The 21,798-nt window shown below is 60.0% G+C and carries 20 protein-coding genes, 10 pseudogenes and 1 other annotated feature; of the genes and pseudogenes, 15 read left to right on the top strand and 15 right to left on the bottom strand.

What is annotated here, in order from left to right:
• Positions 1–3: 3 nt before the first annotated feature.
• From AC0L2Z_RS25420 to AC0L2Z_RS25405, 4 genes are all read right to left on the bottom strand, one after another.
• Positions 4–372 carry a Rid family hydrolase gene (locus AC0L2Z_RS25420; RefSeq protein WP_473629642.1) on the bottom strand — a complete coding sequence of 123 codons (369 nt, stop codon included), beginning with the start codon at positions 370–372 and terminating at the stop codon, positions 4–6.
• 280 nt (positions 373–652) lie between these two features.
• Positions 653–1,480, bottom strand: coding sequence for a carbohydrate ABC transporter permease (locus tag AC0L2Z_RS25415; RefSeq protein ID WP_473533198.1), 828 nt, complete (start codon positions 1,478–1,480; stop codon positions 653–655).
• Complete coding sequence (locus AC0L2Z_RS25410; RefSeq protein ID WP_473533199.1) at positions 1,477–2,337, bottom strand: carbohydrate ABC transporter permease; 861 nt, start codon at positions 2,335–2,337, stop codon at positions 1,477–1,479. The genes AC0L2Z_RS25415 and AC0L2Z_RS25410 overlap by 4 nt, the downstream gene beginning before the upstream one ends.
• A 95-nt stretch (positions 2,338–2,432) precedes the next feature.
• Entirely contained in the window at positions 2,433–3,605 is a 1,173-nt protein-coding gene (locus AC0L2Z_RS25405; RefSeq protein WP_473629615.1) for an ABC transporter ATP-binding protein, read from the bottom strand.
• A 168-nt stretch (positions 3,606–3,773) separates the two neighbouring features.
• Between AC0L2Z_RS25405 and AC0L2Z_RS25400 the strand changes: the two genes are divergently transcribed.
• The 3 genes from AC0L2Z_RS25400 (at position 3,774) to AC0L2Z_RS25390 (ending at position 6,898) form a co-directional block, all read left to right on the top strand.
• A complete protein-coding gene (locus AC0L2Z_RS25400) occupies positions 3,774–4,685 on the top strand; it encodes a LysR family transcriptional regulator (protein ID WP_008872090.1) in 912 nt (303 codons plus the stop codon).
• A 181-nt stretch (positions 4,686–4,866) separates the two neighbouring features.
• Entirely contained in the window at positions 4,867–6,051 is a 1,185-nt protein-coding gene (locus AC0L2Z_RS25395; RefSeq protein WP_473629614.1) for a pyridoxal phosphate-dependent aminotransferase, read from the top strand.
• Positions 6,026–6,898, top strand: a complete 873-nt coding sequence (locus tag AC0L2Z_RS25390) for an isocitrate lyase/phosphoenolpyruvate mutase family protein (RefSeq protein ID WP_473629613.1) — start codon at positions 6,026–6,028, stop codon at positions 6,896–6,898. Before AC0L2Z_RS25395 ends, AC0L2Z_RS25390 begins: the two co-directional genes overlap by 26 nt.
• 160 nt (positions 6,899–7,058) lie before the next feature.
• Here AC0L2Z_RS25390 and AC0L2Z_RS25385 read toward each other — a convergent pair whose 3' ends face one another.
• The 3 genes and pseudogenes from AC0L2Z_RS25385 to AC0L2Z_RS25375 all read right to left on the bottom strand — a co-directional run bounded on the left by AC0L2Z_RS25385 (position 7,059) and on the right by AC0L2Z_RS25375 (position 8,156).
• Positions 7,059–7,313, bottom strand: a complete 255-nt coding sequence (locus tag AC0L2Z_RS25385) for a hypothetical protein (protein ID WP_473533203.1) — start codon at positions 7,311–7,313, stop codon at positions 7,059–7,061.
• A 93-nt stretch (positions 7,314–7,406) separates the two neighbouring features.
• Positions 7,407–7,712, bottom strand: a pseudogene (locus tag AC0L2Z_RS25380) (recombinase family protein); the annotation flags it as partial.
• A gap of 147 nt (positions 7,713–7,859) precedes the next feature.
• A complete protein-coding gene (locus AC0L2Z_RS25375) occupies positions 7,860–8,156 on the bottom strand; it encodes a hypothetical protein (protein WP_473506322.1) in 297 nt (98 codons plus the stop codon).
• Between AC0L2Z_RS25375 and AC0L2Z_RS25370 the strand changes: the two are divergent.
• The 4 genes and pseudogenes from AC0L2Z_RS25370 to AC0L2Z_RS25355 form a co-directional block, all read left to right on the top strand.
• A pseudogene (locus AC0L2Z_RS25370) lies at positions 8,050–8,271 on the top strand (transposase); the annotation flags it as partial. The gene AC0L2Z_RS25375 and the pseudogene AC0L2Z_RS25370 sit on opposite strands and share 107 nt — an antisense overlap.
• Positions 8,272–8,377: 106 nt before the next feature.
• Positions 8,378–8,470: an isopentenyl transferase family protein gene (locus AC0L2Z_RS25365; RefSeq protein WP_473629641.1), complete on the top strand. Its 93-nt coding sequence runs from the start codon at positions 8,378–8,380 to the stop codon at positions 8,468–8,470.
• Between the two features lie 238 nt (positions 8,471–8,708).
• Positions 8,709–10,394 (top strand): NAD(P)/FAD-dependent oxidoreductase, encoded by a 1,686-nt coding sequence (locus AC0L2Z_RS25360; protein ID WP_473629612.1) that lies wholly within the window; start codon positions 8,709–8,711, stop codon positions 10,392–10,394.
• Between the two features lie 137 nt (positions 10,395–10,531).
• Positions 10,532–11,346: pseudogene (locus AC0L2Z_RS25355) on the top strand (IS3 family transposase); the annotation flags it as partial.
• Positions 10,813–10,929 (top strand) — a sequence feature (AL1L pseudoknot). Its footprint overlaps the pseudogene before it by 117 nt.
• Here the strand turns inward: AC0L2Z_RS25355 and AC0L2Z_RS25350 are convergent.
• A pseudogene (locus tag AC0L2Z_RS25350) lies at positions 11,320–12,216 on the bottom strand (transposase); the annotation flags it as partial. The pseudogenes AC0L2Z_RS25355 and AC0L2Z_RS25350 sit on opposite strands and share 27 nt — an antisense overlap.
• 321 nt (positions 12,217–12,537) lie before the next feature.
• On the opposite strand from AC0L2Z_RS25350, the pseudogene AC0L2Z_RS25345 reads away from it, so the two are divergent.
• The 4 genes and pseudogenes from AC0L2Z_RS25345 to AC0L2Z_RS25330 form a co-directional block, all read left to right on the top strand.
• Positions 12,538–13,953: pseudogene (locus tag AC0L2Z_RS25345) on the top strand (DUF4158 domain-containing protein); the annotation flags it as partial.
• Positions 13,954–13,979: 26 nt separating this feature from the next.
• Positions 13,980–14,120, top strand: a complete 141-nt coding sequence (locus AC0L2Z_RS25340) for a hypothetical protein (RefSeq protein WP_473482450.1) — start codon at positions 13,980–13,982, stop codon at positions 14,118–14,120.
• A pseudogene (locus AC0L2Z_RS25335) lies at positions 14,062–14,352 on the top strand (ISNCY family transposase); the annotation flags it as partial. The gene AC0L2Z_RS25340 and the pseudogene AC0L2Z_RS25335, both read left to right, overlap by 59 nt.
• 222 nt (positions 14,353–14,574) lie before the next feature.
• Entirely contained in the window at positions 14,575–15,066 is a 492-nt protein-coding gene (locus AC0L2Z_RS25330; RefSeq protein WP_473629611.1) for a DUF2958 domain-containing protein, read from the top strand.
• Here AC0L2Z_RS25330 and AC0L2Z_RS25325 read toward each other — a convergent pair.
• Together AC0L2Z_RS25325 and AC0L2Z_RS25320 are read right to left on the bottom strand one after the other, a co-directional pair.
• Positions 15,002–15,445 (bottom strand): type II toxin-antitoxin system VapC family toxin, encoded by a 444-nt coding sequence (locus tag AC0L2Z_RS25325; protein WP_473488842.1) that lies wholly within the window; start codon positions 15,443–15,445, stop codon positions 15,002–15,004. The two genes, AC0L2Z_RS25330 and AC0L2Z_RS25325, sit on opposite strands and share 65 nt — an antisense overlap.
• Positions 15,446–16,149: 704 nt before the next feature.
• Positions 16,150–16,365, bottom strand: a complete 216-nt coding sequence (locus AC0L2Z_RS25320; RefSeq protein ID WP_473482482.1) for a hypothetical protein — start codon at positions 16,363–16,365, stop codon at positions 16,150–16,152.
• Between the two features lie 47 nt (positions 16,366–16,412).
• On the opposite strand from AC0L2Z_RS25320, the gene AC0L2Z_RS25315 reads away from it, so the two are divergent.
• Positions 16,413–17,267, top strand: coding sequence for an alpha/beta fold hydrolase (locus tag AC0L2Z_RS25315; RefSeq protein WP_473629610.1), 855 nt, complete (start codon positions 16,413–16,415; stop codon positions 17,265–17,267).
• 315 nt (positions 17,268–17,582) lie between these two features.
• A complete protein-coding gene (locus tag AC0L2Z_RS25310; RefSeq protein ID WP_473488843.1) occupies positions 17,583–17,870 on the top strand; it encodes an XRE family transcriptional regulator in 288 nt (95 codons plus the stop codon).
• Positions 17,871–18,079: 209 nt separating this feature from the next.
• Here the strand turns inward: AC0L2Z_RS25310 and AC0L2Z_RS25305 are convergent, their stop codons facing one another.
• On the bottom strand, positions 18,080–18,535 hold the full coding sequence (locus AC0L2Z_RS25305; RefSeq protein ID WP_473629609.1) for a hypothetical protein: 456 nt from the start codon (positions 18,533–18,535) through the stop codon (positions 18,080–18,082).
• Here AC0L2Z_RS25305 and AC0L2Z_RS25300 point away from each other — a divergent pair.
• Positions 18,534–18,617, top strand: a pseudogene (locus AC0L2Z_RS25300) (sarcosine oxidase subunit gamma); the annotation flags it as partial. The gene AC0L2Z_RS25305 and the pseudogene AC0L2Z_RS25300 overlap by 2 nt on opposite strands.
• Positions 18,618–18,647: 30 nt before the next feature.
• On the opposite strand, the gene AC0L2Z_RS25295 reads toward AC0L2Z_RS25300, so the two are convergent.
• Positions 18,648–19,352 carry a nitroreductase gene (locus tag AC0L2Z_RS25295; RefSeq protein ID WP_473488846.1) on the bottom strand — a complete coding sequence of 235 codons (705 nt, stop codon included), beginning with the start codon at positions 19,350–19,352 and terminating at the stop codon, positions 18,648–18,650.
• A gap of 73 nt (positions 19,353–19,425) precedes the next feature.
• Positions 19,426–20,043: a Rossmann-fold NAD(P)-binding domain-containing protein gene (locus tag AC0L2Z_RS25290; RefSeq protein ID WP_473488847.1), complete on the bottom strand. Its 618-nt coding sequence runs from the start codon at positions 20,041–20,043 to the stop codon at positions 19,426–19,428.
• A 408-nt stretch (positions 20,044–20,451) separates the two neighbouring features.
• On the opposite strand from AC0L2Z_RS25290, the pseudogene AC0L2Z_RS25285 reads away from it, so the two are divergent.
• Positions 20,452–20,963, top strand: a pseudogene (locus AC0L2Z_RS25285) (transposase); the annotation flags it as partial.
• Positions 20,964–21,039: 76 nt separating this feature from the next.
• On the opposite strand, the pseudogene AC0L2Z_RS25280 reads toward AC0L2Z_RS25285, so the two are convergent.
• Together AC0L2Z_RS25280 and AC0L2Z_RS25275 are read right to left on the bottom strand one after the other, a co-directional pair.
• Positions 21,040–21,465 (bottom strand): annotated as a pseudogene (locus AC0L2Z_RS25280) (IS6 family transposase); the annotation flags it as partial.
• A gap of 79 nt (positions 21,466–21,544) precedes the next feature.
• Positions 21,545–21,798, bottom strand: a pseudogene (locus AC0L2Z_RS25275) (DDE-type integrase/transposase/recombinase); the annotation flags it as partial.

Below are 21,798 nucleotides of genomic sequence, written 5' to 3'. Positions count from 1 at the left end.
CTTTCAGGATGAGATCTCGTCGCGACGCACCGCTATGACGGAGATCTCCACCGCCGTCTGCTCTGCCAGGACTGCACCGACGCAGGCGCGTTGCGGCCAATGGCGCTGATCCTCGCCTACCCATTCAATCCAAATCTGATCGAATTCGCTTTTGCGCGACATATCGGCGAGGTAGACGGTCGCCGAAAGTATGCAGCTCTTGTCGCTGCCAAGCGCGCCAAGCTGTTCCTCGAGGCGAGAAAGCAAATCCGAGCTTTGAAGAACCAGATCAGCGTTTCGATCATGAGCAACTGTTGCGATGAAGACAAGAGATCCGAAAGCCGAGCCGGCAGTTCGGCCGAGGGCCTTACCAGCAAGACGCTGTATTTCCATTTGAATGCTCCAATTCTCGTTGGCGATCGACGAGCAGCCGACCACGAAACTTGCGATGATGTGATGTTTGTTCCGTGGCTCGTTCTGCGCCGCGGGCTAATTCTGCACCTACGACGATTAAGCCTTGGGAGGGAGCAACCGAACATCTTTGCTGATCACTTTTAGGTTGAATCCGGCTGCGCCTTGAGCGTCAATGCCTGTCGGAACGACGAGTAAGAGTGTTCACAGTTTGACAGCCCTTCGTGGAGGTTGAACATGTATTGAGAGCGCTTTGCGCGTCTCACTTGACGGCCCCTCCGGTCAGCCCTTCGACGAACCAGCGCTGGGCGGAGAGGAACGCGATGATGAGGGGGGCGACCACGAGGGTAGAGGCGGCCATGAGCGGGCCGTAGTCGTTGCCGGCCTCCTCGTTCTTGAAGACCATGATGCCGAGCGGCGGCGGCATGAGAGACTCGTCGCGCACCGCGATCAGCGGCCAGAACAGGCTGTTCCAATGCGAAACGATGGAAAAGATGCCGAAGGCGATGATTGCAGGCAGCGCCATCGGCACCATGATCCGCCAGACGATCGCCAGTTCCGACAGACCGTCGAGGCGAGCGGCGTGGATGACGTCGTCGGGAATAGTCTTGAAGAACTGCCGGAACAGGAAGATGCCGAAGGGCGAGACGACGTACGGAAAGATCAGCGCCGTATAGCTGTTGAGAATGCCGACCTGATAGCCCAAGACGAACAGGGGCAGGGACAGAACCTCATGCGGCAGGATCAGCGCGATCAGGACCATTGCGAACAGCAGCTTGCGGCCCAGGAAGTCGAGCTTGGCCAGTGCATAGGCGGCCGGAGCGCAGACGATTATCTGCAGCGCCAGGATCAGCGCACAGACGATAACGCCGTTGAGCATGTAGCGCGGCAGCGGCGAGTTCGTCAGCGCCTTGGTGTAGTTCTCGATCCCGTAGAACTGCTCCGGCCAAAAGCTGAAGAAGATCTCGCCCGGGGGCTTGATCGAGAGCGAGACCATCCAGACAAAGGGAATGAGGATCAGCGCGCCGGTGACCAGCAGCGCAGCATGGCGCAAAATGGCTGACGGGCGTGCAAGGCGATGGGCGCTCATTGGTAGTGAACCCTTTTGTCCATGACGCGGGCCTGGATCAGCGTCAGCGCGACAACGATGAAGAGGAAGACGACGGCCACCGAGGCGCCATAGCCGGCGCGCAGATATTCGAAGCTCTCGCGGTAGAGAGTGAAGAGCAGCATCTCGGAGGCGTGCCCCGGCCCGCCCTGGGTCAGGATCTGCACAGTGTCGAAGGTCTCGAACGCCTTGAGCACCACGACGATGAAGACGAACATGAAGACCGGCCCGAGCATCGGCAGGGTAACGGTGCGCAGCCGGTCGAGCCAGAGGTCGGCGCCGTCAATGTCGGCCGCGTCATAGAGGTCCTGTGGGATCGATTTCAACCCCGCCATGAAGAGCACCATGGCGAAGCCGAGGTTCTGCCAGATGCCGATGACCGCAAGCACTGGCAGTACCGTGTTGTCATCGCGCAGCCAGTTGGCCGTCGGCAGCCCGAGGCCAGCGAGCGTCTGGTTGACGAGGCCGATGGTCGGGTGAAGCAGCGCCTCCCAGGCAATCGCCATGGCGGTCAGCGTCGCCATGTAGGGCAGGAAATGGATAGCACGGTAGAAGGCCCGGTACGACTTGCCGCTTTCGATCAGGAGCGCGATCGCAAGACCGAGGACGATCGTTCCGGGCACGACGATCGCGACGTAGACGATCGTGTTGACCAGCGAGGTACGGAACCCCTGGTCAGCGAAGACTTCCTCGAAGTTTCCAAGGCCGACAAAGGAAAGCGAGCTCGCCCCGAACTGCCAGTCGGTGAGCGCGATGGTAAAGACCGCGAAGACCGGCAGGAAAAACAAAACGATGAGCAGAAAGAGCGCCGGGCCGGCGAGCGACCAAGCGGCGAACATCTCAGTGGTCCGGTGACGGCGCAGCGCCTTTTGGGAAGCGCGGCGATCAGCTGAGGATGTGACCGCATCCCCTGTACATGAAGAGGCAATGCTCATTAAGCGCGCTCCTTCATCCGCAGCACGGTCGCGCTCGTCTGGCCAAGAGGACGCAGGCGCTGTCCGTGGGCACCAAAGAGCAGCAGCCGTTCCGGTTTCACGCCAAGATGCAGCGTCTGGCCGGAACTGATCTGCGGCGCACGCTCGGCAAGCAGGCGTGCGATTACGGGATAGTCCGTCCCCGGAACGTCGAGATGCACATAAAGGTCGGAGCCCATGTGCTCAACCATCCGGACGGCACCGGTCAGGACGTTATGTCCGCCCGCCTCGACGAGGTGGAAGGCTTCGGGCCGGATCCCGAGCGCGAGGCTGGTCCCCGGCGCGATATCGCCAGTAACGGAGAAGCTCGTGGCTGCCGTTTCGGCCAGCCCGCCATCGCGCACCCGTGCCTCGAGTATGTTGATCTTCGGCGAGCCGATGAACTCGGCGACACGCCGATCATCGGGATTGGCATAGATCTCCTGCGGCGGGGCGACCTGCAGAAGCTCGCCGTCGAGCATGACCGCGACCCGGTCAGACATGGTCATGGCCTCGGACTGATCATGGGTCACATAGACGAACGTGACGCCTAGGCGGTCGTGCAATTCCTTGATCTCGGCGCGCATCTGCACTCGAAGCTTGGCGTCGAGATTGGAGAGCGGCTCATCCATTAGGAAGACGGCTGGCTGGCGTACCATGGCGCGGCCGACGGCGACCCGCTGCCGCTGGCCACCGGAAAGCTGGCCCGGCTTGCGCGCCAGAAGGTGCCCGATGCCGAGCGCCTTGGCGGTGCGCATCACGTCCTTTTCGATTTCCGCGACCACCGCCTTGGTTCCCGGCAGGATACGCCCGACCACCGGCAGGCGCTGCCAAGCCGACAGCCGGCGCATCCGGAGCGGTACGGCCATGTTCTCTTGCACCGTCATATGCGGGTAGAGCGCATAGGACTGGAACACCATCGCCACGTCGCGCCGCTTCGGCTGAACGCCGTCGACCACGCGCTCACCGATTGCGATCGAGCCGCCAGTCTGCACCTCGAGCCCGGCGAGGATTCGCAGCAGCGTCGATTTCCCGCAGCCCGAGGGACCAAGAAGCGTCAGGAACTCGCCGTCAGCGATCTCGAGCGACACGTCACACAGCACAGGCGTGACGCCGAATAATTTTTCTATCTTTTCGATGGTGATGGACGCCATGGTGCTTTACCTCTTTCAGCCGAGCGCGGCGGAAAACCACCACCTTACTGAACTGTTATCGCGGCGGATGATCAAAGCCTTTTGTTACAGGTGCGTGACATATATCGAATATTGCGATGGGAAACCGGCCAATCCGGATGGTTGCCGCGCGTGCGCAAGGGGTGAGACTTGACCGAGGAAAAGGACCTTTCGCTCAACGCTGTTCGGGCTTTCGTGCAGGTCGCACGAGACAACAGCGTTACCCGGGCCTCCAAAACCCTTGGCATCACCCAGAGCTCGGTGAGCCGCCACCTCGCGGTATTGGAAAAGTATCTCGGCGCCAAGCTGCTCGAACGGTACGGACGCCAGAGTCAATTGACGGATTTCGGGCGGCTATTCGCCGATGCCGTTGCCGAGCCGCTCGACACGATCTTCTTTACGGCAAAGCGAATGCGCCGCGGTGACGGGAAAGATGCCAACCGGCTTGTCGTGAGGACGTCGCTCTCGACCTTCGCCTATACGCTGCTTATCCCCAATCTGCGCGACTTCTCGAAGGAAATGGGCGGCGTCACGGTCGACGTCATCAGCACCCTGTCGGCCCCCGCCTCAACCGACAGCTTCGACGTGCTTCTGACCCGGGACCTGACGCTGACCGAACCTGGAGATCGCTGGGATTTCTACGACGAGCAACTCGTTTGCGTCGGCGCGCCGGACTGTGTCGCCGGTCGCGGCTTAGAGGCGCTGCGCACCACACCGGTGATTGCCGTCACCTCGCGGCCGGACATCCTGCCGACTTGGCTTCGCGGCATGGATCTGAAGACGTCGGACATCATCTCGGGGGCACGCTACGACCACCATTATCTGGCCTTGCCGGCGGTCACGACCGGCCAGACCTTGCTGGTGACGCCCCATATCGTCGTTGCGGATCTGATCAGGCAAGGCCTCCTGGAAGTGTTTCCCAGCTCGCGTGCGCCGAGCGGCATGCAATACCGGGCCTATGCGGTCGACCGCAGCGGCAATCCGGATCTCGCCCGAGCCTTCTGCCGTTGGCTTACCCGGCTCTGCCGGAAAAAGACCGAGGAGGAGAACACCGGGAAATAGGTGCTGGCCGCAATGGTGCATCGCAAAACGCGATCATTTCGGCGGCTTTCCGCGATGCCAAAACTGGCGAGCGAAGGACGCCTCATCTAGGTCTGGGCATAAACTCCCTTGCGTTGAGGAAAGTCCATTGCCCTTGCTCGCCAAAAGACTGCAGGCCGTCCGTCCCTCCCAGACAAAAGCGATGACTGCCAAGGCGACCGCCTTGCGCGAACAAGGTGTCGATATCGTCACGCTAAGCCAGGGTGAACCGGATTTCGACACGCCCGAGGCTGTCCAGAAAGCCGGCGTCGCCGCCATCCTCGAGGGAAAGACGCGCTATACTCCGGTCGCCGGTGTCAAGCCGCTACGCGAGGCAATCCGGGAGAAACTCTCGCGCGACAACGGCCTCGATTACGACATCGACCAGATCACCGTCGGCTGTGGCGCCAAGCAGGTGGTCTTCAACGCGCTCTTCGCCAGCCTGGACGCGGGGGACGAAGTCATCATCCCCACGCCCTGCTGGGTCTCCTACCCTGATATAGTGCGGCTCGCCGGCGGCCAGCCGGTCCTGGTCCCCTGCCTCGAGCGGTTGGGTTTCAAGCTGAAGCCCGAAGACGTGGAGGCGGCAATCACGCCGCGCACCAAATGGCTGATGCTGAATTCGCCTAACAATCCAACGGGCACTGTCTATTCCAAGACCGATCTGGCCGGCCTTGCCGAAGTCCTGCGCCGGCATCCCGAAGTCCACGTCCTGTCCGACGACATCTACGAAAAACTCGTCTATGAAATGCCCTTCGCGACGATGGCAGAGGCCGCGCCGGACCTCATCGACCGGGTGCTGACGGTTAACGGCGTATCCAAGTCCAGCGCCATGACCGGCTGGCGCCTCGGTTATGGCGCCGGCCCCAAAGACCTCATCAAGGCGATGAACACGATTGAGGGCCAGACCTCGTCGCATACCAGCTCGATCTCCCAATATGCGGCGATCGAGGCCATCGGCGGCAACCAGGACTACATCGCCGAGTTCGTGTCCGCCTTCCGCAAGCGACGCGATCTCGTCGTCGAGCAGATCAACCAGGCCGAGGGCCTGCGCTGCCGCGTGCCTGACGGCGCCTTCTACATCTTCGTCTCCTGCGCTGGTGTCATCGGCAAGACGACTGGCAAGGGCAAGGTGATCGAGAGCGACATAGATTTCGCCATGTATCTGCTGGAGGAATTCGGCGTCGCCGTCGTGCCGGGCAGCGGCTTCATGGCCTCGCCCTATATCCGCATTTCCTATGCTGCATCAGCGGGCGAGCTGAAACGCGCCTGCGGCCGCATCCTTGCTGCCTGCGCAGCCCTTTCCGAAAGCGAGAAGACCCTTGAGCAAAGCGAAGCAACTGCGTGACCGCATGACTGAGCGCGGCCTCGTCCATATCATGGCCGTCCACAGCCCGCTTTCGGCTGTGCTGGCCGAGGAAGCCGGCTTTGACGGACTCTGGGCCTCAGGCTTCGAGCTCTCTGCCCTTTACGGCCTGCCGGACATGAGCCTGATCTCGATGACGCAGCATCTCGACATGCTGCGGGCGATCGCCGGGCGGTCTTGGCTGCCAATCGTCGCCGATATCGACACCGGTTATGGCAATGCAATCAATGTCATCCATGCGATTGCCGAATATGAGCGTGCCGGCGCCTCGGCGGTCGTTATCGAGGACAAGACCTTCCCGAAAGTCACCAGCCTCGCCGCTGGTGGCCGGCAGGAACTGCTTCGGGTCGAGGAGTTCCAGGGCAAGATCGAGGCGGCCATCGAAGCCCGAACCGATCCGGACTTTCTGGTGATCGCCCGCACCGAAGCGCTGATCGCCGGTCTCGGCGAGGAAGAGGCACTGAAGCGTGCCAAGGCCTATACTGAAGCCGGGGCCGACATGGTCATGATCCATTCCAAGAAAAAGGACTCGTCCGAAATCGAGAGCTTCGCGCGGGCCTGGGAAGGCGATGTGCCGCTCACCATCGTGCCGAATGCCTATCCGGAGTTCAACGCTACCTGCATCAAGGCACTCGGCAACATCCGCATGGTGATCTACGGCAACTACGGCATCCGCGCCGCCACGACCGCCATGCAGGACACCTTCCGCCGCATCGTCGCCGACGGTGGCGTGCAGAACGTGCATAAGGACATCGTTGCCGTCGAGGAGGTCTTCCGGCTTCAGGGCATGGAGAAGACGAAGGCCGATGAAAAACGTTTCCTGCGGTAAGCGGACTTGCGGAAGGGGAAGCGCGGATGGAGCAATCAATCCATGTCCTGTGAGGTTCCTGCATGCCCGAAGGCGCGTCCCCATTTGAGTTTCGCCATCTACGTTATACCAGTGGGTTTGAGGTTTGACCTATGACTGCTCTCTGCCATCCTTCAACATCTCAAGCGGTCAAAACGTCAAACCCGTGGTGAAACAGGTTGGGTAGGCGCTTGAACGGCCGTGTGACGTTCTCGCTGTTCAGATCACGGGATCGGAAGGCTTCATGAAATGGGCGCGCCGTACCGCCAGCGCTCGTGACCGGCCGAGTATGCCGCCGGCGTAAACCCCCGTGCTGCAAGCGTTCGATCTCGCCTGAATTGACGACGATGCGCAGGGCGAGCGCCTGCGTGCCATCCTTGAAACCGAAGTCGTCCATGGCAATTTGAACCCGAAGGGTTTGAGCTGACCCAGGGCGGCTAGCGCGCGGCCGATGTCCTTGATGAGTCGACCGTGAACAATCCGGGCGCTAAGCGGCGGTCGACGTATCGACAGGTTGTTCTGTCGCGGAGAGATGCGCGCCCTTCGTCTTGAGCTTGTCCACGATCATCTGCAGGTCGCGCAGCGATCTGGCCAGGCGGTCAATCCGGGTGACGACAAGCGTCTCGCCAGCATGAATGAAGTCGAGAATGGTGTTGAGTTGCGGACGGCCTTCCAGGGTAGAGCCGCTCTTCTGCTCCTCGCGAATGACCTCGCAGCCGGCGGCCTTGAGCGCGGCGATCTGCCCGGCGAGGTTCTGGTCGGTGGTGGAGGTGCGGGCGTATCCAATGCGGGTCATGCAAGCTGTTCATTTTGGGTGTGCCGGCGCGATGCTCTGTTCATAACGACGATTGAGCCCAAAACAGGCTTTCCGGTTGCGACGTGTTCATGGCGGGTGTTCAGGCCGGGTATACCCAAATTAGAACACGCCCATCGGTTCCGGCGGTCAGTTACGCCGTCGTCGTGGTTTCAGCTTTCTGGTAACCTCCGCCACCCACGCGACTGCACCGGGCGTGGCCTGCCAGGCCTGGCCGTTTTCGTCGACGTAGTCAGCTGCCTCATCCTCGCCCCCCAAAGTGATATAGCCGTCGATGGAAGCAACCAAAGGCTGCTTGCCGGAAAGGACGCCAGGCGTCGTGCCCACGAATATCACCATCCTGCCACTGCCGCCGAAATCACCGGAGCTCAACCCGGTCGAAAACCTCTGGCTCGTCATGCGCGAAAACTGGCTGTCGAACCGCATCTTCAAATCCTATGACGATATCGTCGCCCGTTGCTGCGATGCTTGGCGCAAGCTCGAAAACCAGCCTTGGCGCATCATGTCCATCGGCCGAAGAGAATGGACAAATGGGTTCTGATCAGTAAGGAAGCGTATTATATTACATATGAAACGTAATATTAATTCAATGAGTTGGAATTGAGTGATAGAAAGAAATAGATAATATTGATCGTTAGCAAGCACTAATAGAAGATATCGCGCGCGAGTATTTGGAACATGCTCGGTGGCAGGAGAGCGACTTCCCCATATATGAGAGGAGCGCGATGTATTTCGGCTGATAAATCCATTCTCATCCAAATAAATATTGCGTCAATCGTCGATTAGCGAGATGCGTTTGCAGTAATTATTATTACTAAGTACAGAAGCTGGCAAGCTCTCTTCTAATACACACCGTCAATTTCGCCTCCGGTGAGCAGCAATTGTTATGCTGTGGCCAGCGTTCCAATTTAACGGGGGAGGCATTCTGAGGGCGGCCACACTAGATCTCAAGAAATATAGCTATCATCGGAGAGCGGTATGCTGAACAATACCATCGCAAGAAATTCATTGCCGAGTATCGATCTTCTGTATGATTATGGACCGTTCTTGCGATTGAGCGAGTCTGAAGGTGGTATTGGGAGCTTTGCTCAAAACAGCCGGCGCCCGCGGGTTGGCATTGTGGGCGCCGGCATCAGTGGCTTGGTGGCGGCGACTGAACTTTTGCGCGCCGGAATAACGGACATCGTGCTATTTGAGGCGCGGGATCGTATGGGTGGGCGGGCTTGGTCACAAATCTTCGACCCGCGCGAACCGCATCTCATTGCCGAGATGGGCGCTATGCGCTTTCCTTCCAGCGCAACCTGCCTGTTCCATTATCTGGACAAATTGAGGATAGATACCGCAGCTTCCTTCCCCGATCCGGGCATCGTGGATACCGAGGTGCACTATCGAGGTGCGCGTCATTTATGGCAGGCCGGCGAGTCTCCGCCGCCACTGTTCAGACGCGTTCATCAAGGATGGCAGGCTTTGATAAGCGACGGTTACGTGCACGAAGGGATTCAACTGCCCGCACCGGCGAAGATCACAACTTTGCTTCGGTCGCATCGCTTTGACCAAGCTCGTGACGCATGGCAGGCCTGGCTAGATTCGTTTCGCGACATCTCCTTCTATTCGGCCCTCGTCACCATCTTTACCGGACCGCAGCCACCAGGGCGCGTACCTTGGAAAAGGCCGGAAGATTTTGAGCTTTTCGGATCGCTGGGGATTGGATCTGGAGGCTTTTTACCTGTGTACCAAGCCGCGTTTACTGAGATGCTGCGTCTAGTAATTAACGGGTACGAGGACGATCAGCGCCTGATTATGGGAGGGATCTCCCTGTTGGTGAAACGGTTGGCTGAACAGGAGCTTAACGGTGTGAGTTTGCGGCAGCGTGTCCGCTACGGTCATGTAAGCCGTATTTACAAACAGGGCGGTCAGATTCTCGTGACATGTGCAGGAGGGCAGGTCGTGCCTTTTGACCGCGTCATCGTCACTACCAGCAATCGAGCTATGGAGCTGGCCCATCGTCTCACGGCGGATGGAACCTTTCTTACTAACGAAGTTTTGCGAGCGATCAGAGAAACTCACCTTACCGGCTCTTCCAAGCTGTTTATGCTGACGGAAAACAAGTTCTGGTTAAAAAAGGGCTCGCCGACAACCATCTTGTCAGATGGCCTTGCCAGAGGGGTTTACTGCCTAGACTATCAGCCAGATGATCCGGATGGTAAGGGCGTGGTGCTGTTAAGTTATACATGGGAAGATGATGCTAACAAAATGCTTTCCATTCTGGACAAAAAGGAACGGTGCCAGCGTCTGGTCGATGATCTGGCCACCATTTCCCCTGATTTCGCCCGTCATCTAGTCCCGGCTAACGGTGACTATGAACGTCATGTCCTGCAGCACGATTGGCTGATGGATCCATATTCAGTAGGTGCCTTCAAGCTCAATTATCCTGGTGAAGACATCTATTCAGAACGGTTATTTTTCCAATTCGCTACCGCAAAAAGACCGGAAGAAGACACGGGCTTGTATCTCGCAGGATGTGGATGCTCCTTTACCGGCGGGTGGGTCGAGGGCGCGGTACAAACGGGCTTGAATGCCGCATGTGCTGTTATCCGCAGCAGTGGCGGCCAGCTCTTGAGCGGTAACCCTATTGATTCGATGAATTCCGCTTATCGATATTGAGAACCGGTAAATTTAGCGTTCTTTAGAAAAGGCTTCTTAAATGTTTGCAACGTCCACACTCGAGGAGATTTGCAATCAAATACTTGAACCGCGCCGGGTTTGCCGGAGGCTCCAAACCTTGAGAAGGTGGAGCCATCATGAGCAAGACGACTAACAGGTTTTCTCCCGAGGTGCGCGCCCGCGCGGTGCGCATGGTTTTGGATCACGAAAGCGAGCATGGTTCGCGCTGGGCGACGGTGTCCTCGATCGCGGCAAAGATCGGCTGCACGGCGCAGTCGCTCAATGAGTGGGTGAAGAAGGCTGAGGTGGACAGCGGCGTGCGCGCCGGCCTTCCCACCGAGGTTGCCGAGAAGCTGAAGGCTCTGGAGCGGGAGAACCGGGAGCTTCGGCAGGCCAACGAGATCCTGCGCAAGGCGTCGGCATATTTTGCCCAGGCGGAGCTCGGCCGCCCGTTCAAGCCATGATCGCGTTCATCGACGATCACCGGGAGGCGCATGGGGTCGAGCCGATCTGCAAGGTGCTGCCGATCGCCCCGTCGACCTACCACGACCAAGTCGCCAAGCGGCGCGATCCCTCCCGGCTGTCGGCGCGGGCGAAGCGCGATGAGGAACTCAAGGTCGAAGTGCGGCGCGTGTTCGAGGAGAACTTCCGGGTCTATGGGGTGCGCAAGGTCTGGCGGCAGCTGAGGCGGGAAGGCTTCGACGTCGCCCGCTGCGCCGTCTCGCGGCTGATGCGCCAAATGGGTCTCGAAGGGGCGATCCGCGGCAAGCCGGTGAAGACCACGATCAGCGACAAGGCCGCTCCCTGTCCGCTCGATCAGGTCAACCGCCAGTTCGCACTGCAACGCTTCGTTTCGATCTTCTCGGCTCTGCGCAATCTCTTCGTACCTGCCCCGCTCAAAACGCTCCGCTCTCGCTACACATATTCACCGCCTGCTGTGGCGCGGTGGCAGCATTCGTGCTCTCAGCAGTTCGGGGCCTGCCCTGCCGTATATTGCGCGCTTGAGGGTCTTGAGGCGGTTGATCTGACCTTCGGCCTGTCCGTTGCTCCAGGGCAGCTCGATGGCGTTGTTGACCGCATCGATGTCTCTGCGCAAAACACGGGCGAATCGCATGATCGGAATGATGTCGGAGTCGATTGCATCGTCGATCCAGGGGTCCAGTGTTTCCGACCTCCTGCTCCGAAGGATACCGTTGAAGCGCATTGCCAGGCGTCGCATCTCGGCGAATGCGTCAGATCCCTGCTTCAGGGCATCGACTTTCCTTGCTTGTCGAGGCGTCAGCAGACCTCTTGGCCTTATGCACAGCGCCGCGGCAACAACTGGCGAAATCGCGTGGCCGGTATCCGGATCTCGAACGGGTCCCAAGCTGATCGCCATCGAAGGAACATCATCGGCGCGCACTCTTTCGGCCCGCCGCCAAGCTCCCAGCAGTCGCTCCAGATTGGAGAAGCTGCAGGTGTAGCCGCGCTGCTTGACATCATGAAAAAGATGCCGTCCGCAGCGGTTCCCTTCCTTCCAGCATTGGGCAAGGAACGTTTCAAAGCACCATGGTGATGTGGGGTTCAATGCTGCTCGCCGCCTATCTGGCGGAGCCTTGAACTTCAGCCACTTCGCTACGCTGCGACGCTCATAGCCGGTCCGTCGGGCGATCTCGCTGTAGGATAGAGCCTCCTGGCGTAAGGCGTGGAGCATCTCGAATATCTCCTGGCGAGACTGCCTATGCGCGAGACGGGCACGCCGGCGATGTGTCGCAGCGTCGAGACAAATCGAAGCCAGCTCTCCCGAGGACAGACGCCGGCAAGCTGTGCGTGGACTTAGCGAAACAGCCGTCCGCAATTTAGCGGAATCCCTGTCCAGAGTTTGCGAAACACGCAACCAAAAGATGAAAGTGCGATGTTCAGGCGCATCGGGTGCGACTGCACCGAGTTACGTGATTTGAAGTTGGGGTCAGAACAAGAGCCGTGCAGAATCGTACGCTAAGAACGAACGAAGCGTGAAGCGGGTTTGCTTATGTCTCGCGATTTCCGGGGCGCGCCGTCTGATCCCAGTGGAAAACCGTGGAAGCAGGATAGCTGCTGTTTCCACATCCAGTCTGCTCGGCAACATTCAGCGGCAGTTGGTGTTGTGTGCGGAGTTTGAGCAGTGGCCAGGCGCAAGATTCTCGGGGCTCAGGATCGACGGGAGCTTTTCGATATTCCGGCTGATGAGGACAGCCTGATCCGACATTATTCATTGTCCGCGGCTGATCGCCTCGAGATTGACCTGCGCAGGCGCGAGCACAATAAGCTCGGCTTCGCTGTTCAGCTTTGCGTGATGCGACATCCAGGTCGGGTGTTGGCGGCAGGCGAAATTCCGTCCCGCGAGATGCTGAAATATGTCGCCGACCAGATCGGCGCCGATCCCAGTGTGTTCACAACCTATGCCCGCCGCGAAGAGACGCGTCGCGATCACATTGCGCGTCTGATGATCTGTCTCGGCGTCAGAAGCGCGACAGCTCAGGATCGTCGCGCCGCGCTGTTGTCGGCAATGGAGGCGGCCGCAACGTCCGACAGCGGCGCTTCGATTGTGAATGCCGTCGTTGCCACGCTTCGAGAACGCGGAGCACTGTTGCCCGCGGCAGAGATCATCGAGCGAATGGGGCTTGCGGCTCGTGCCATAGCTCGCCGCCGCGCGGAGGAAGCGCTTATCGAAGGTCTGGCCCCTGAGAAGCTGCAGGCGCTCGACAAGCTGCTCGAGGTTGATGCGGCGATCAGTCAGACCCGCTTCCATTGGTTGCGGTCGGCGCCGGAAGCGCCCGCGGCTTCAAATCTGATAGGACTGACCGAGCGGATTGCATTCCTGCGCACGCTTGGAATCGATCCCGGTTTACGGGCGCGCGTGGCTCCCGGGCGGTGGGACCAGATGGTCCGTGAGGGCAATTCCACGCCAGCGTGGCTGGCCAACGACTTCAACGCGAGCCGTCGTCACGCCCTGATCGTCGCGCAGGTGATCAAGCTCGGCGAGAAGCTAACCGATGACGCCGTGACGATGTTCATCAAGCTGATCGGACGGCTGTTCTCCCAGGCGCACAGCCGCAAGAAACGGCGGCACATGGACCATCGGACAGATACCTCCAAGGCCCTGCGTCTTTTCCTCGATACGATATCGGCGCTGCAATCGGCCAACGATAGGGGTCAGGACGCACTTGAGGTGGTCGACCAGAAGCTCGGTTGGCACCGGCTGCTTCGGATGAAGCCGGAGCTTGCAGCAATGGTCGAGGAAAATGAGGCATCCCCGCTGGTCCTGGCGGCCGAGCAGCATAGTGGCGTCATCAAATACGCGACGGCGTTCCTAGCGACCTTTACGTTCCGTTCAGCGCGCCGCCACGACTCCTTGCTCACAGCCATTGCGATGCTCCGAAGGCTTCATTCGGAGGGACGGCGTGCACCGCCCGAGCGTGTTCCGACCACCCATCTCAGTCCAACCGATCGGAAACTGATCTTTAGGTAGCAGAAGCCTGATCGCCGGCTCTATGAGATCGCCACGCTCGCCGCATTGCGCGAGCGCCTTTGCTCGGCGTCTCGGCCAGGCAAGTCCAGCGGCTAATGAAGACGTTTCAATCTGAAGGCGCGCCGGCTCTTCGCCACAAGGCGCGTGGCCGTCCCTCCAAGAACCGCATTCTTGATGGCCCTGTGCCGCAAGGAGGTCCGCACGCTGACGCAGGCTCTGACGCTGCGTTACGATAAGGTGATGTTCATTCTCCACCCGACCGAATTGGCGAAGAAGCTTGCCTGCAAGAAGGTGGTCGTCTGCGACTATGCTGATGGCCGTCTCGAGATCATGCATGAGGGTGTCGCCCTGCCCTACAGAGCCTTCGATGAGCTGCGCTCGGTTCACCGTTCGGCGATCGTCGAGAACAAGCGGCTGGACGCCGCCCTGGAGATGGTTGCCGAGATGCAGGTCGGCCGCGAGTCGCGCGCTCCCGTTGTGGCCGTCCCCACCGCCATGCGACATTCTACTTTGCTGGCGCCGCGACATTCGAACTTGGTTGCAACATCGCGCACAAAGCATGACTCGCCAGATGCCGGGCCGGTCCGAATTCGTTACGTTGAGGTAAGCACCACGCCGCCAACCGGACGATTGCGAGCGGGCTAGCGATGGAGGCGCGGTGGCCAGCTCTCGATCAGGCTGGTCGCGGCCTTGGTTGCCCATCTCAATGACATCGGATCGTACTTCCCCCTGTCGCGCGCGAAATACGCCCCTCCCGTCATCGAGACGAAACGAGATCCTCTTTCACCTTCCTGCAGAAATGACGCCCGCCTGGAGCGCCATCACCAAGCGAATTGCGTTGCCCGCGAGGTCGAACAGCCCGAGCTTGATCACGAGCCCGTCGTGAAGCTTCTCCTGCCAACCGGGCGCGCGACTTGGCTCTTGACCAAGTTCGACCGCGAACCCGGAGTCGCCGTCGGTGTTTGCGACCTTGGCATGGGATGGCCGGAGCTCGGCTATGTAGCCCGGTCGGACCTCGACAGCTTGCCCGGGCCGTTCGGCAGGCCATGTCCTCGCTTACCTGCTCGGCAACGAGCCCCGGTCAATTCCGGCAGTTCAGTCAACTTTTCGACGACGCTCAGTCATCGGATCCTTTCGGCAAGGTTGCCACGTCTGTTCGACCTAAAAGCTGGTGCAGGGTGAGCAGCGGCGAGCGCATCGCCTTGGCATAGGCGTAGTGGAAGCGACCGAAATTGCTGAGGCGCCGCTTTCCTATGCCGTGCTGTTCGGCGACGGCGACCGCGTAGGACAGGACGCGTCGGGGCGAACCGGGCTCGCGGAGCCGAATCTTTCGTGCTTCGAGCCATTCGACGACAACCGCCTCAGCCGCTTTGTAGGCGCAATTCAACTGATCCGGCCGTGAAAGGACGATGATGGCTTCCCAGGGAGCAAGTGTCGATGTGAGCGGCGATGCCGCATCGAGCAGCGCCGCTTCATAGGCGTCGGCCGTGTCCTCCCCGCCATTATCGAGACGATCGCACATGCATCGACGAACATTATTCGTCACCACCTGTGAGGTCATGGTCGAGCTCGTGATAGGCCTGCGGTGGAACCGGCTTTCGACCTGGCTGAAAAGACAGGCCGTGCTTAGCCAGAATCTTTTGCGCTGGCTCATACTTCACGGCGGCTTGTTCGTGCCGTTAGGTTCGCGGCTACGCAGCGCGGCCACCATGTTGGCGCGATGGACGATACGATCCCGTTCCTGCTGCGCCAGCCCTTCCGCGATCAACATTGGCGGCGAAACCCCTGAGCCACGCGACCCAAGCCCGGTATCGCGCAACGAACGGCTTCGGGAAGACGGGCAGAGGCTGCGTGCCGCACGCGCCCTCATGGTCTTGGCGCTTCGCGACCGCGCGGGCGGGCCACGCTGTTCTGGCGCCGCGAGGCGCGTGATGCGTGTCCACAACCTGACAGCGGCACACAAAATGCCAGGTTCAAAACAAACATTGGCGAAATGTCAGGTTCTTACAACCCGCCATCTGGGCACTGTGGAGGTTTTTCAAAACATATCCATGCGCTTACTGCGCGCTGAGCGCGCTGGCACGGGCTTTGCACATAGAAGTGCGACACTGAATCAGGGTGACTGCACGCGGACCGGCAAGACGAGCATGATCTCTTCCGTGAACCCGTGTGCCCGTCTTTGAGAGGACGGACTGAAACAGCACCTTCTAACGGATTTGCTGCAGGCCCTGGCGAGCTACAAGGGGTCCAGCCCAGCCTCGCCCGTCATTCGAAAACACGTGCCCGACCAAGGAGAAGACGGATCGACACCTTCCTGGCGCGGCCGAGCATGTTGATGCCGACATTCTCGAGCTTGATGCCGAGGTCTTGGGAGATCACCTGGCCGCCGGTCACGATGCCGGCGGGCCGACGTGCGTTGTCCCACCGGGTGATGCGGGCAAGGGCGAGACGGAAAAATGGGCTCGACTTCCCGGTTGTCAACCTTTCCTTTTTCCCTCGTTCTCAGAAGTAATCTTGAGGAGTAAACGATGCTCAGTGGAATGGCCGACCGTGGCGACGCTCAGATATATTATGAAGTCCGTGGAAGCGGTCCACATCTTCTGCTGATTTCGGGCGCCGGCGGTGACGCCGGGTATTTCTCAGGTCTGGCTGAGGATCTTGCCAGCGCCTTCACAGTCATAAATTACGACAGGCGGGGCAACTCACGCAGTACGGGCCGCTCTGAGACGCCGATCACGGTCGCGCAGCAGTCGGATGATGCGCGCGCGCTGATCGACCAGCTTGCCGGCGGCAAGGCCCTGGTTTTTGGAAACAGCGCCGGAGCGATCGTCGCGCTTGATATTGCAGCCCGTCACCCCGATGTCCTGCGCGGCGTGATCGCGCATGAGCCGCCCGTCATCGGGATGCTCGCTGACGGGGACCCGTTGCGGGGTTTTTTCGACCGCATCGGCGCGCGCTACCGTGAAGCGGGCGCTCAAGCTACTGTCTTCGAGTTCCTCCAGGCCGTCCGGGGCGAGGGCAGCGAAAGCACATATATCTGGCCGGAAGATCTCCAGGCGAGGTTCCTTGGGAATGCCGACCACCTGTTTGGGAATGAATGGGCGGCTTGGGGACGCTTTGTTCCCGACGAGGCAGCACTGCGCAGCGCCAAATTCCCTATAATTCTCGGCGCGGGTTCAGCTGACCGCGGGCTGTTCTATGCCCGGCCATCCGTCGAAATTGCGCGGCGGATTGGCGTTCCCTGGGTTGAGTTTCCAGGCATCCACCTCGAATTCATGCCTCGTCCCGCTCTTTTTGGCGCGGCAGTCCGTGTGCTGGCATGCCTGATGCACACTGCGGCGGACGCCCTCCCCGAGGCGTGGAATACCGAAGCTGGGGGATGAACGCGCAGCGATCCCCCCACTCGTGATTGACACGATTGTTTCGGGAAGCGATGGGCAGCTTCAAAATGTCCCGTCGACGCGCACCAGAGCTGCCATGCCACTAGGATAAGCATCATGGTTCTATGAGGAACGAAGGGCTGGTTTTCCGCTTTGTCAGCCAAAACCGGACTGACAGCACACGTCCCAAAGACTGCAGATGCGAACATTCTGCTTCTTCGGCTTTTACCGGTTGCATGGAAGGTCGAGCGAGTGCCATTGTACCATCGTATTGTGTGCTATGACACATCAAACAGTGTGCTGAGACGAAGCGGTGCGGTGCCTTACGCTGACTTCCTTGCCGAACTTGAGCGCGCCGGCCTCAGTGTGCGCACCTTTGCCGAGTTGATTGGTATGAACCCCAATTCGATCACGAACTATGCAAAACGGAGAGCCCTGCCGCAGCACATCGCCCTTGTTGCCGTGCTCGTCGCGGAAATGGCCGCTAGCGGGGTCGACTATCGCACCGCGATTGCCAAGGTTGCGCCGACGAAGAAGCCGCGCGGCGCTACTCGTCGCGGCCGTTTCGGCGGCGATCGCCAGGCAAGTCTGGATTTACGTTCGTGAGCGCACCACTGGCAAACGGCCATAACCATGACTGACTGGCTGGCCCGGCTCGAGCCCTTCGGCGCCGACCGCAGGCGCTGCACTCGCTCGATGCCGACGGGCCTGAGCTTCTGCCCTATGCCACGCTGACCAGCGCACGACGTGACAGGAATTCGATCCTGGGTGTCGTCGGCGCCGTCTATGAATGGCAGGATGCACCGCTCGTCTTCCTAGTCGACGCTGATCAGATCGACGGCAACGAAAAAATCCACCAACTGCGACGCTTGCTGGCAATGCGAGGCGACGCGCCATATCTCGGCATCGTCGCTTCCGGTCGGCTCGACGTCTACGCCATCGCGCTCGATCGCAAAACGCCTGCCCAAGCGCGTATCGCTATCGACGAGTCGACCGAAACGGTCAAGGATTTGTTCCCGCATCTGGCCAATCGCCGACCCCGGGCCGCGCGAGTCGATCATGAGCTTTGAGAAGTCTCCGTTTTGCCATCGCCCGCTCCCCATGCCCAATCTGCCGGGAGCGTTGTTGAGTCGGACGGGCGAAGAAACCAAAACTGGTGCCTGACGGTGCCAATCCACAGAGATCGGAGCCCCCGTATCCAAAATCCGATGCAGTTCATGTTCTGTTCGATCTAAGCGTACGATTTCGCACTGCTCTTGTTCTGACCCCATTTATGTGTTCCGCTCGTTTGCGCGGTCGTTCTGGAAGGCGCTCTGTCACGCCAGCGAAGAAGTCGGCTACGAAGTGCAGTAGACCGAGGCGGCCGGTCGTCACCTCACTTCCTCACTTGGCGAACGTCACCCACTCTTCCAGCGGCGCGCGATCGGTGCGGAACTCGTTTTCCGGCTTGGACGTATCCTCGTAACCGAGCGCCATGCCGCAGACGACGATCTCCTCGTCGGGAATGTTGAGCACTGACCTGATTTGCCGGTGATAAGGCGCGAACGCCGCCTGCGGACAGGTGTGCAGGCCCATGCCCCGCGCCGCCACCATGATGTTCTGCAGGAACATGCCGTAGTCGATCCACGAGCCCTTGTTGAGCCGCCGGTCGACGGTGAAAATCATGCCGACCGGAGCGTCGAAGAAGACGAAGTTGCGGTCGTGCTGCGCGCGCATCCTATCCACCTCACGCCGGCCGATGCCGAGCGCACTGTAGAGTCCGAAGCCGTTGGCCCGCCGCCGGCTGAGATACGGTTCGAAGAACTGGTCGGGATAGTAGCGATACTCGTCCCACTCGGCCTTTTCGGCGCGGACGCCGGAGTTGAGGATGGCGTCGGTGATCTGCTGCTTGACCTCGCCCTTGGTGACGTAGACTCGCCAGGGCTGCATGTTGGTGCCCGAAGGTGCACGCGCGGCAACAGAGAGAATGGCGCGGATCGTCTCGTCATCGACCATGTCGGGCAGGAAGGCCCGCACCGAACGGCGCGACGTGATCGCCTCGTCGACGATCGCCGCATCATCTGTAACTGTAGTCCTGTTTTCCAGCATGGGCCGTCCTTAGCGTATGACCCCGGAAACCGGAAATCGGTTTCCGGAAAGCATCATGCGCAGTCTAGAAATGCTAGAGCGTCCTTTGCGCGTCCAATTGGACGCGCGGCGCTCTAGCGTGGGTCTCAACCGGACGCCCCTCAACTCGCCGTTCGTAGCCACGGCCGCGCATAGCGAAGAAATCCCCGAGAATGGTCCAGTCAGGTTCAGGCGCCACCGTGTTCATGCGGACGCCCCGCCGCATGTATAGGTCGAAGCTCGCACTGGCCGACCAAACAATCAGCGCCTGGAAATACTGGTAGCAGGTTTCCTGTGGCACTGGATGGGCGGCGAGCCAAGTGAGTCCATCCGCAAAGCTCTGAGTGTCGGCGAGCTCCTTATGCAGATCAACGCGCTTGGGCCATTCGGTGTCCGAGAGGGAGGCGAAATTCACGATCGAAGCGCCCTTGGGCATACGGCAAAGAAGTTCATATGAGAGATGGCGTGTCCCGAGATAATTCACGCGTGCAACAATATCGCGGTCCAGTATGCGGGGGACGCCGGCGGCATTCACAAGACCGTCGATGCGTTCCGGGAATTTGGTAAGCGCTGCATCAATCTCTTCGGGCGCACTCTGGTCGATCTGAATGAAGCCGTCCAGCGTGACAGTGGGATCACCTCGAGCGAGCCGATGACGCGCGCGCCTTCGCACCGGGCAAGACGGGCGACTTCGCTGCCGACTCCGGAGGAGACACCGGTTATGACGATGATTTTACCTGTAAGTTTCAACGGCTTCTCCAATTTAATGGCTGAGGGACGGCACTCTCGTGCAGACGACCTTCCAAACGAGTTGGCCTGATGAGGCGCGCGGCGTCCTTGACCGGAGCCGCCGCCGCTCAATTGAACTTCTCAATGACCGCCAGAGACCGCGCTTGGTCCCACCTCGCGATCGAAAGATCGATGCGCCGTTAGGCGCTGTCCTTATGCAGCATCGGGCAAGATTGATAAAATCGATTGTTTGTATGAATCTTATCGGCGCTGTGGATACAGGACGCCGCTCTGATTTGGTCTTTTGAGGCTGCCGCTGAGCCCTTCGGCGCCGTTGCCGACGTACGGATTTGCCCGCATCGGCTTCTTCAAGCCGGCGCATGTGAAGTGACTTCTGGCGTTTGCCGTTCGCGCGCTGATCATCGCCCGCAAGAAGCTGGTCGGGCAAGGCGTCATGCAAACCAGATCCGCGGTGTTGTCGTGGGTGTTTCAGTCCCGCTTAATCAAACAGGAGCTGCAGGCCGGCGAGGGAATAGCCGGGCTATCCGCCGCCGTGCAGAACCTCATTGCAGCGCGTGCCGCGATGCACTCGGCCGTCGGCAATCGATGGCAACATCAAGAACGTCGCGAAACGTTCCACGGCATGCCGCCGGCTAATGATAGTCCCAGGCGTCGACAACCTGACCGCGCTCGCGTTCTCCGCGGTGGTGGACGCTTTAGGCGCTCCCGCGATCTGGGCGCCTATCTTGGCCTGGTGCCACGCCGCTTCCAGTCGGGCGAGGTCGACTACATGACAGAATGTCGAAATGCAGCGCCGGCGGGTGCGTAACCCTGCTCTATGCGGCGGGCGATGTCATGCTGACATGCTTATCGAGACGCATTGAAGCGGTGATGTCACGTTGTCTGCATATAAACGCGTTGAGACCTGCGGCCGCTGATGTCAGCTGACCACGGTCACGGCTTTCCATTCCGCCATGGCCTGCAGCCGGTCAACATGTGTGGCGAGAGCGGAGCGTTTTGAGTAGGGCGGGACGAAGAGATTGCGCAGAGCCGAGAAGATCGAAACGAAGCGTTGCAGTGCTCCTGGTGATCGGAAGCCTTGCGTGGTCCGCTCCCGTTTTCGCAGCGGCACATGTGCATTCTCCGCCCGGTTGTTCAATCCCTTGTGCGACCGGTGCTCGACGTGCGGCATCACCTGTCGCCTGGCTGCTCCATAGGAGCGCAGCTTATCGGTGATCATGCGCTTCGGCGCGATGCCTTGCTTCTTCAACAGCCGTGTCAGCAAGCGCTTGGCCGCCTTGGTATTACGGCGGTTCTGGACGATCTCGTCGAGCACATAGCCGTCCTGGTCGATGGCCTGCCACAACCTGTTCATGCCATCGGGTCTATGCGGTTCTGTCGCAAATCGTGCTTTTGGTCACAACGGGACGCTTTCGCGCCGATGATCATGCTGCAAGGATTTCGAACCGCTCGGCGATCGAGGGACGTGGATTATGGCGAACCTCGCCTGCCGTTACGCATCATGTGAACCATCTCGATGCCGGAAAGGACGGCATCGGCACTCGCCATCGACTTGAAGCCGAGCATCGACCGATTGCGGCGCTTGGTGCGCCGATGGTCCTGCTCGATCCGATTGTTGAGGTACTTGCTCTTGCGGATGCGGATCGGCTTCAGCGCTGGTCGCGATCGATTCCGCAGA

The sequence above is a fragment of the Mesorhizobium sp. WSM4850 genome (assembly GCF_055811735.1).
Note: the sequence above shows the minus strand (reverse complement) of the source record. Positions and strands in the feature narration are given on the sequence as shown.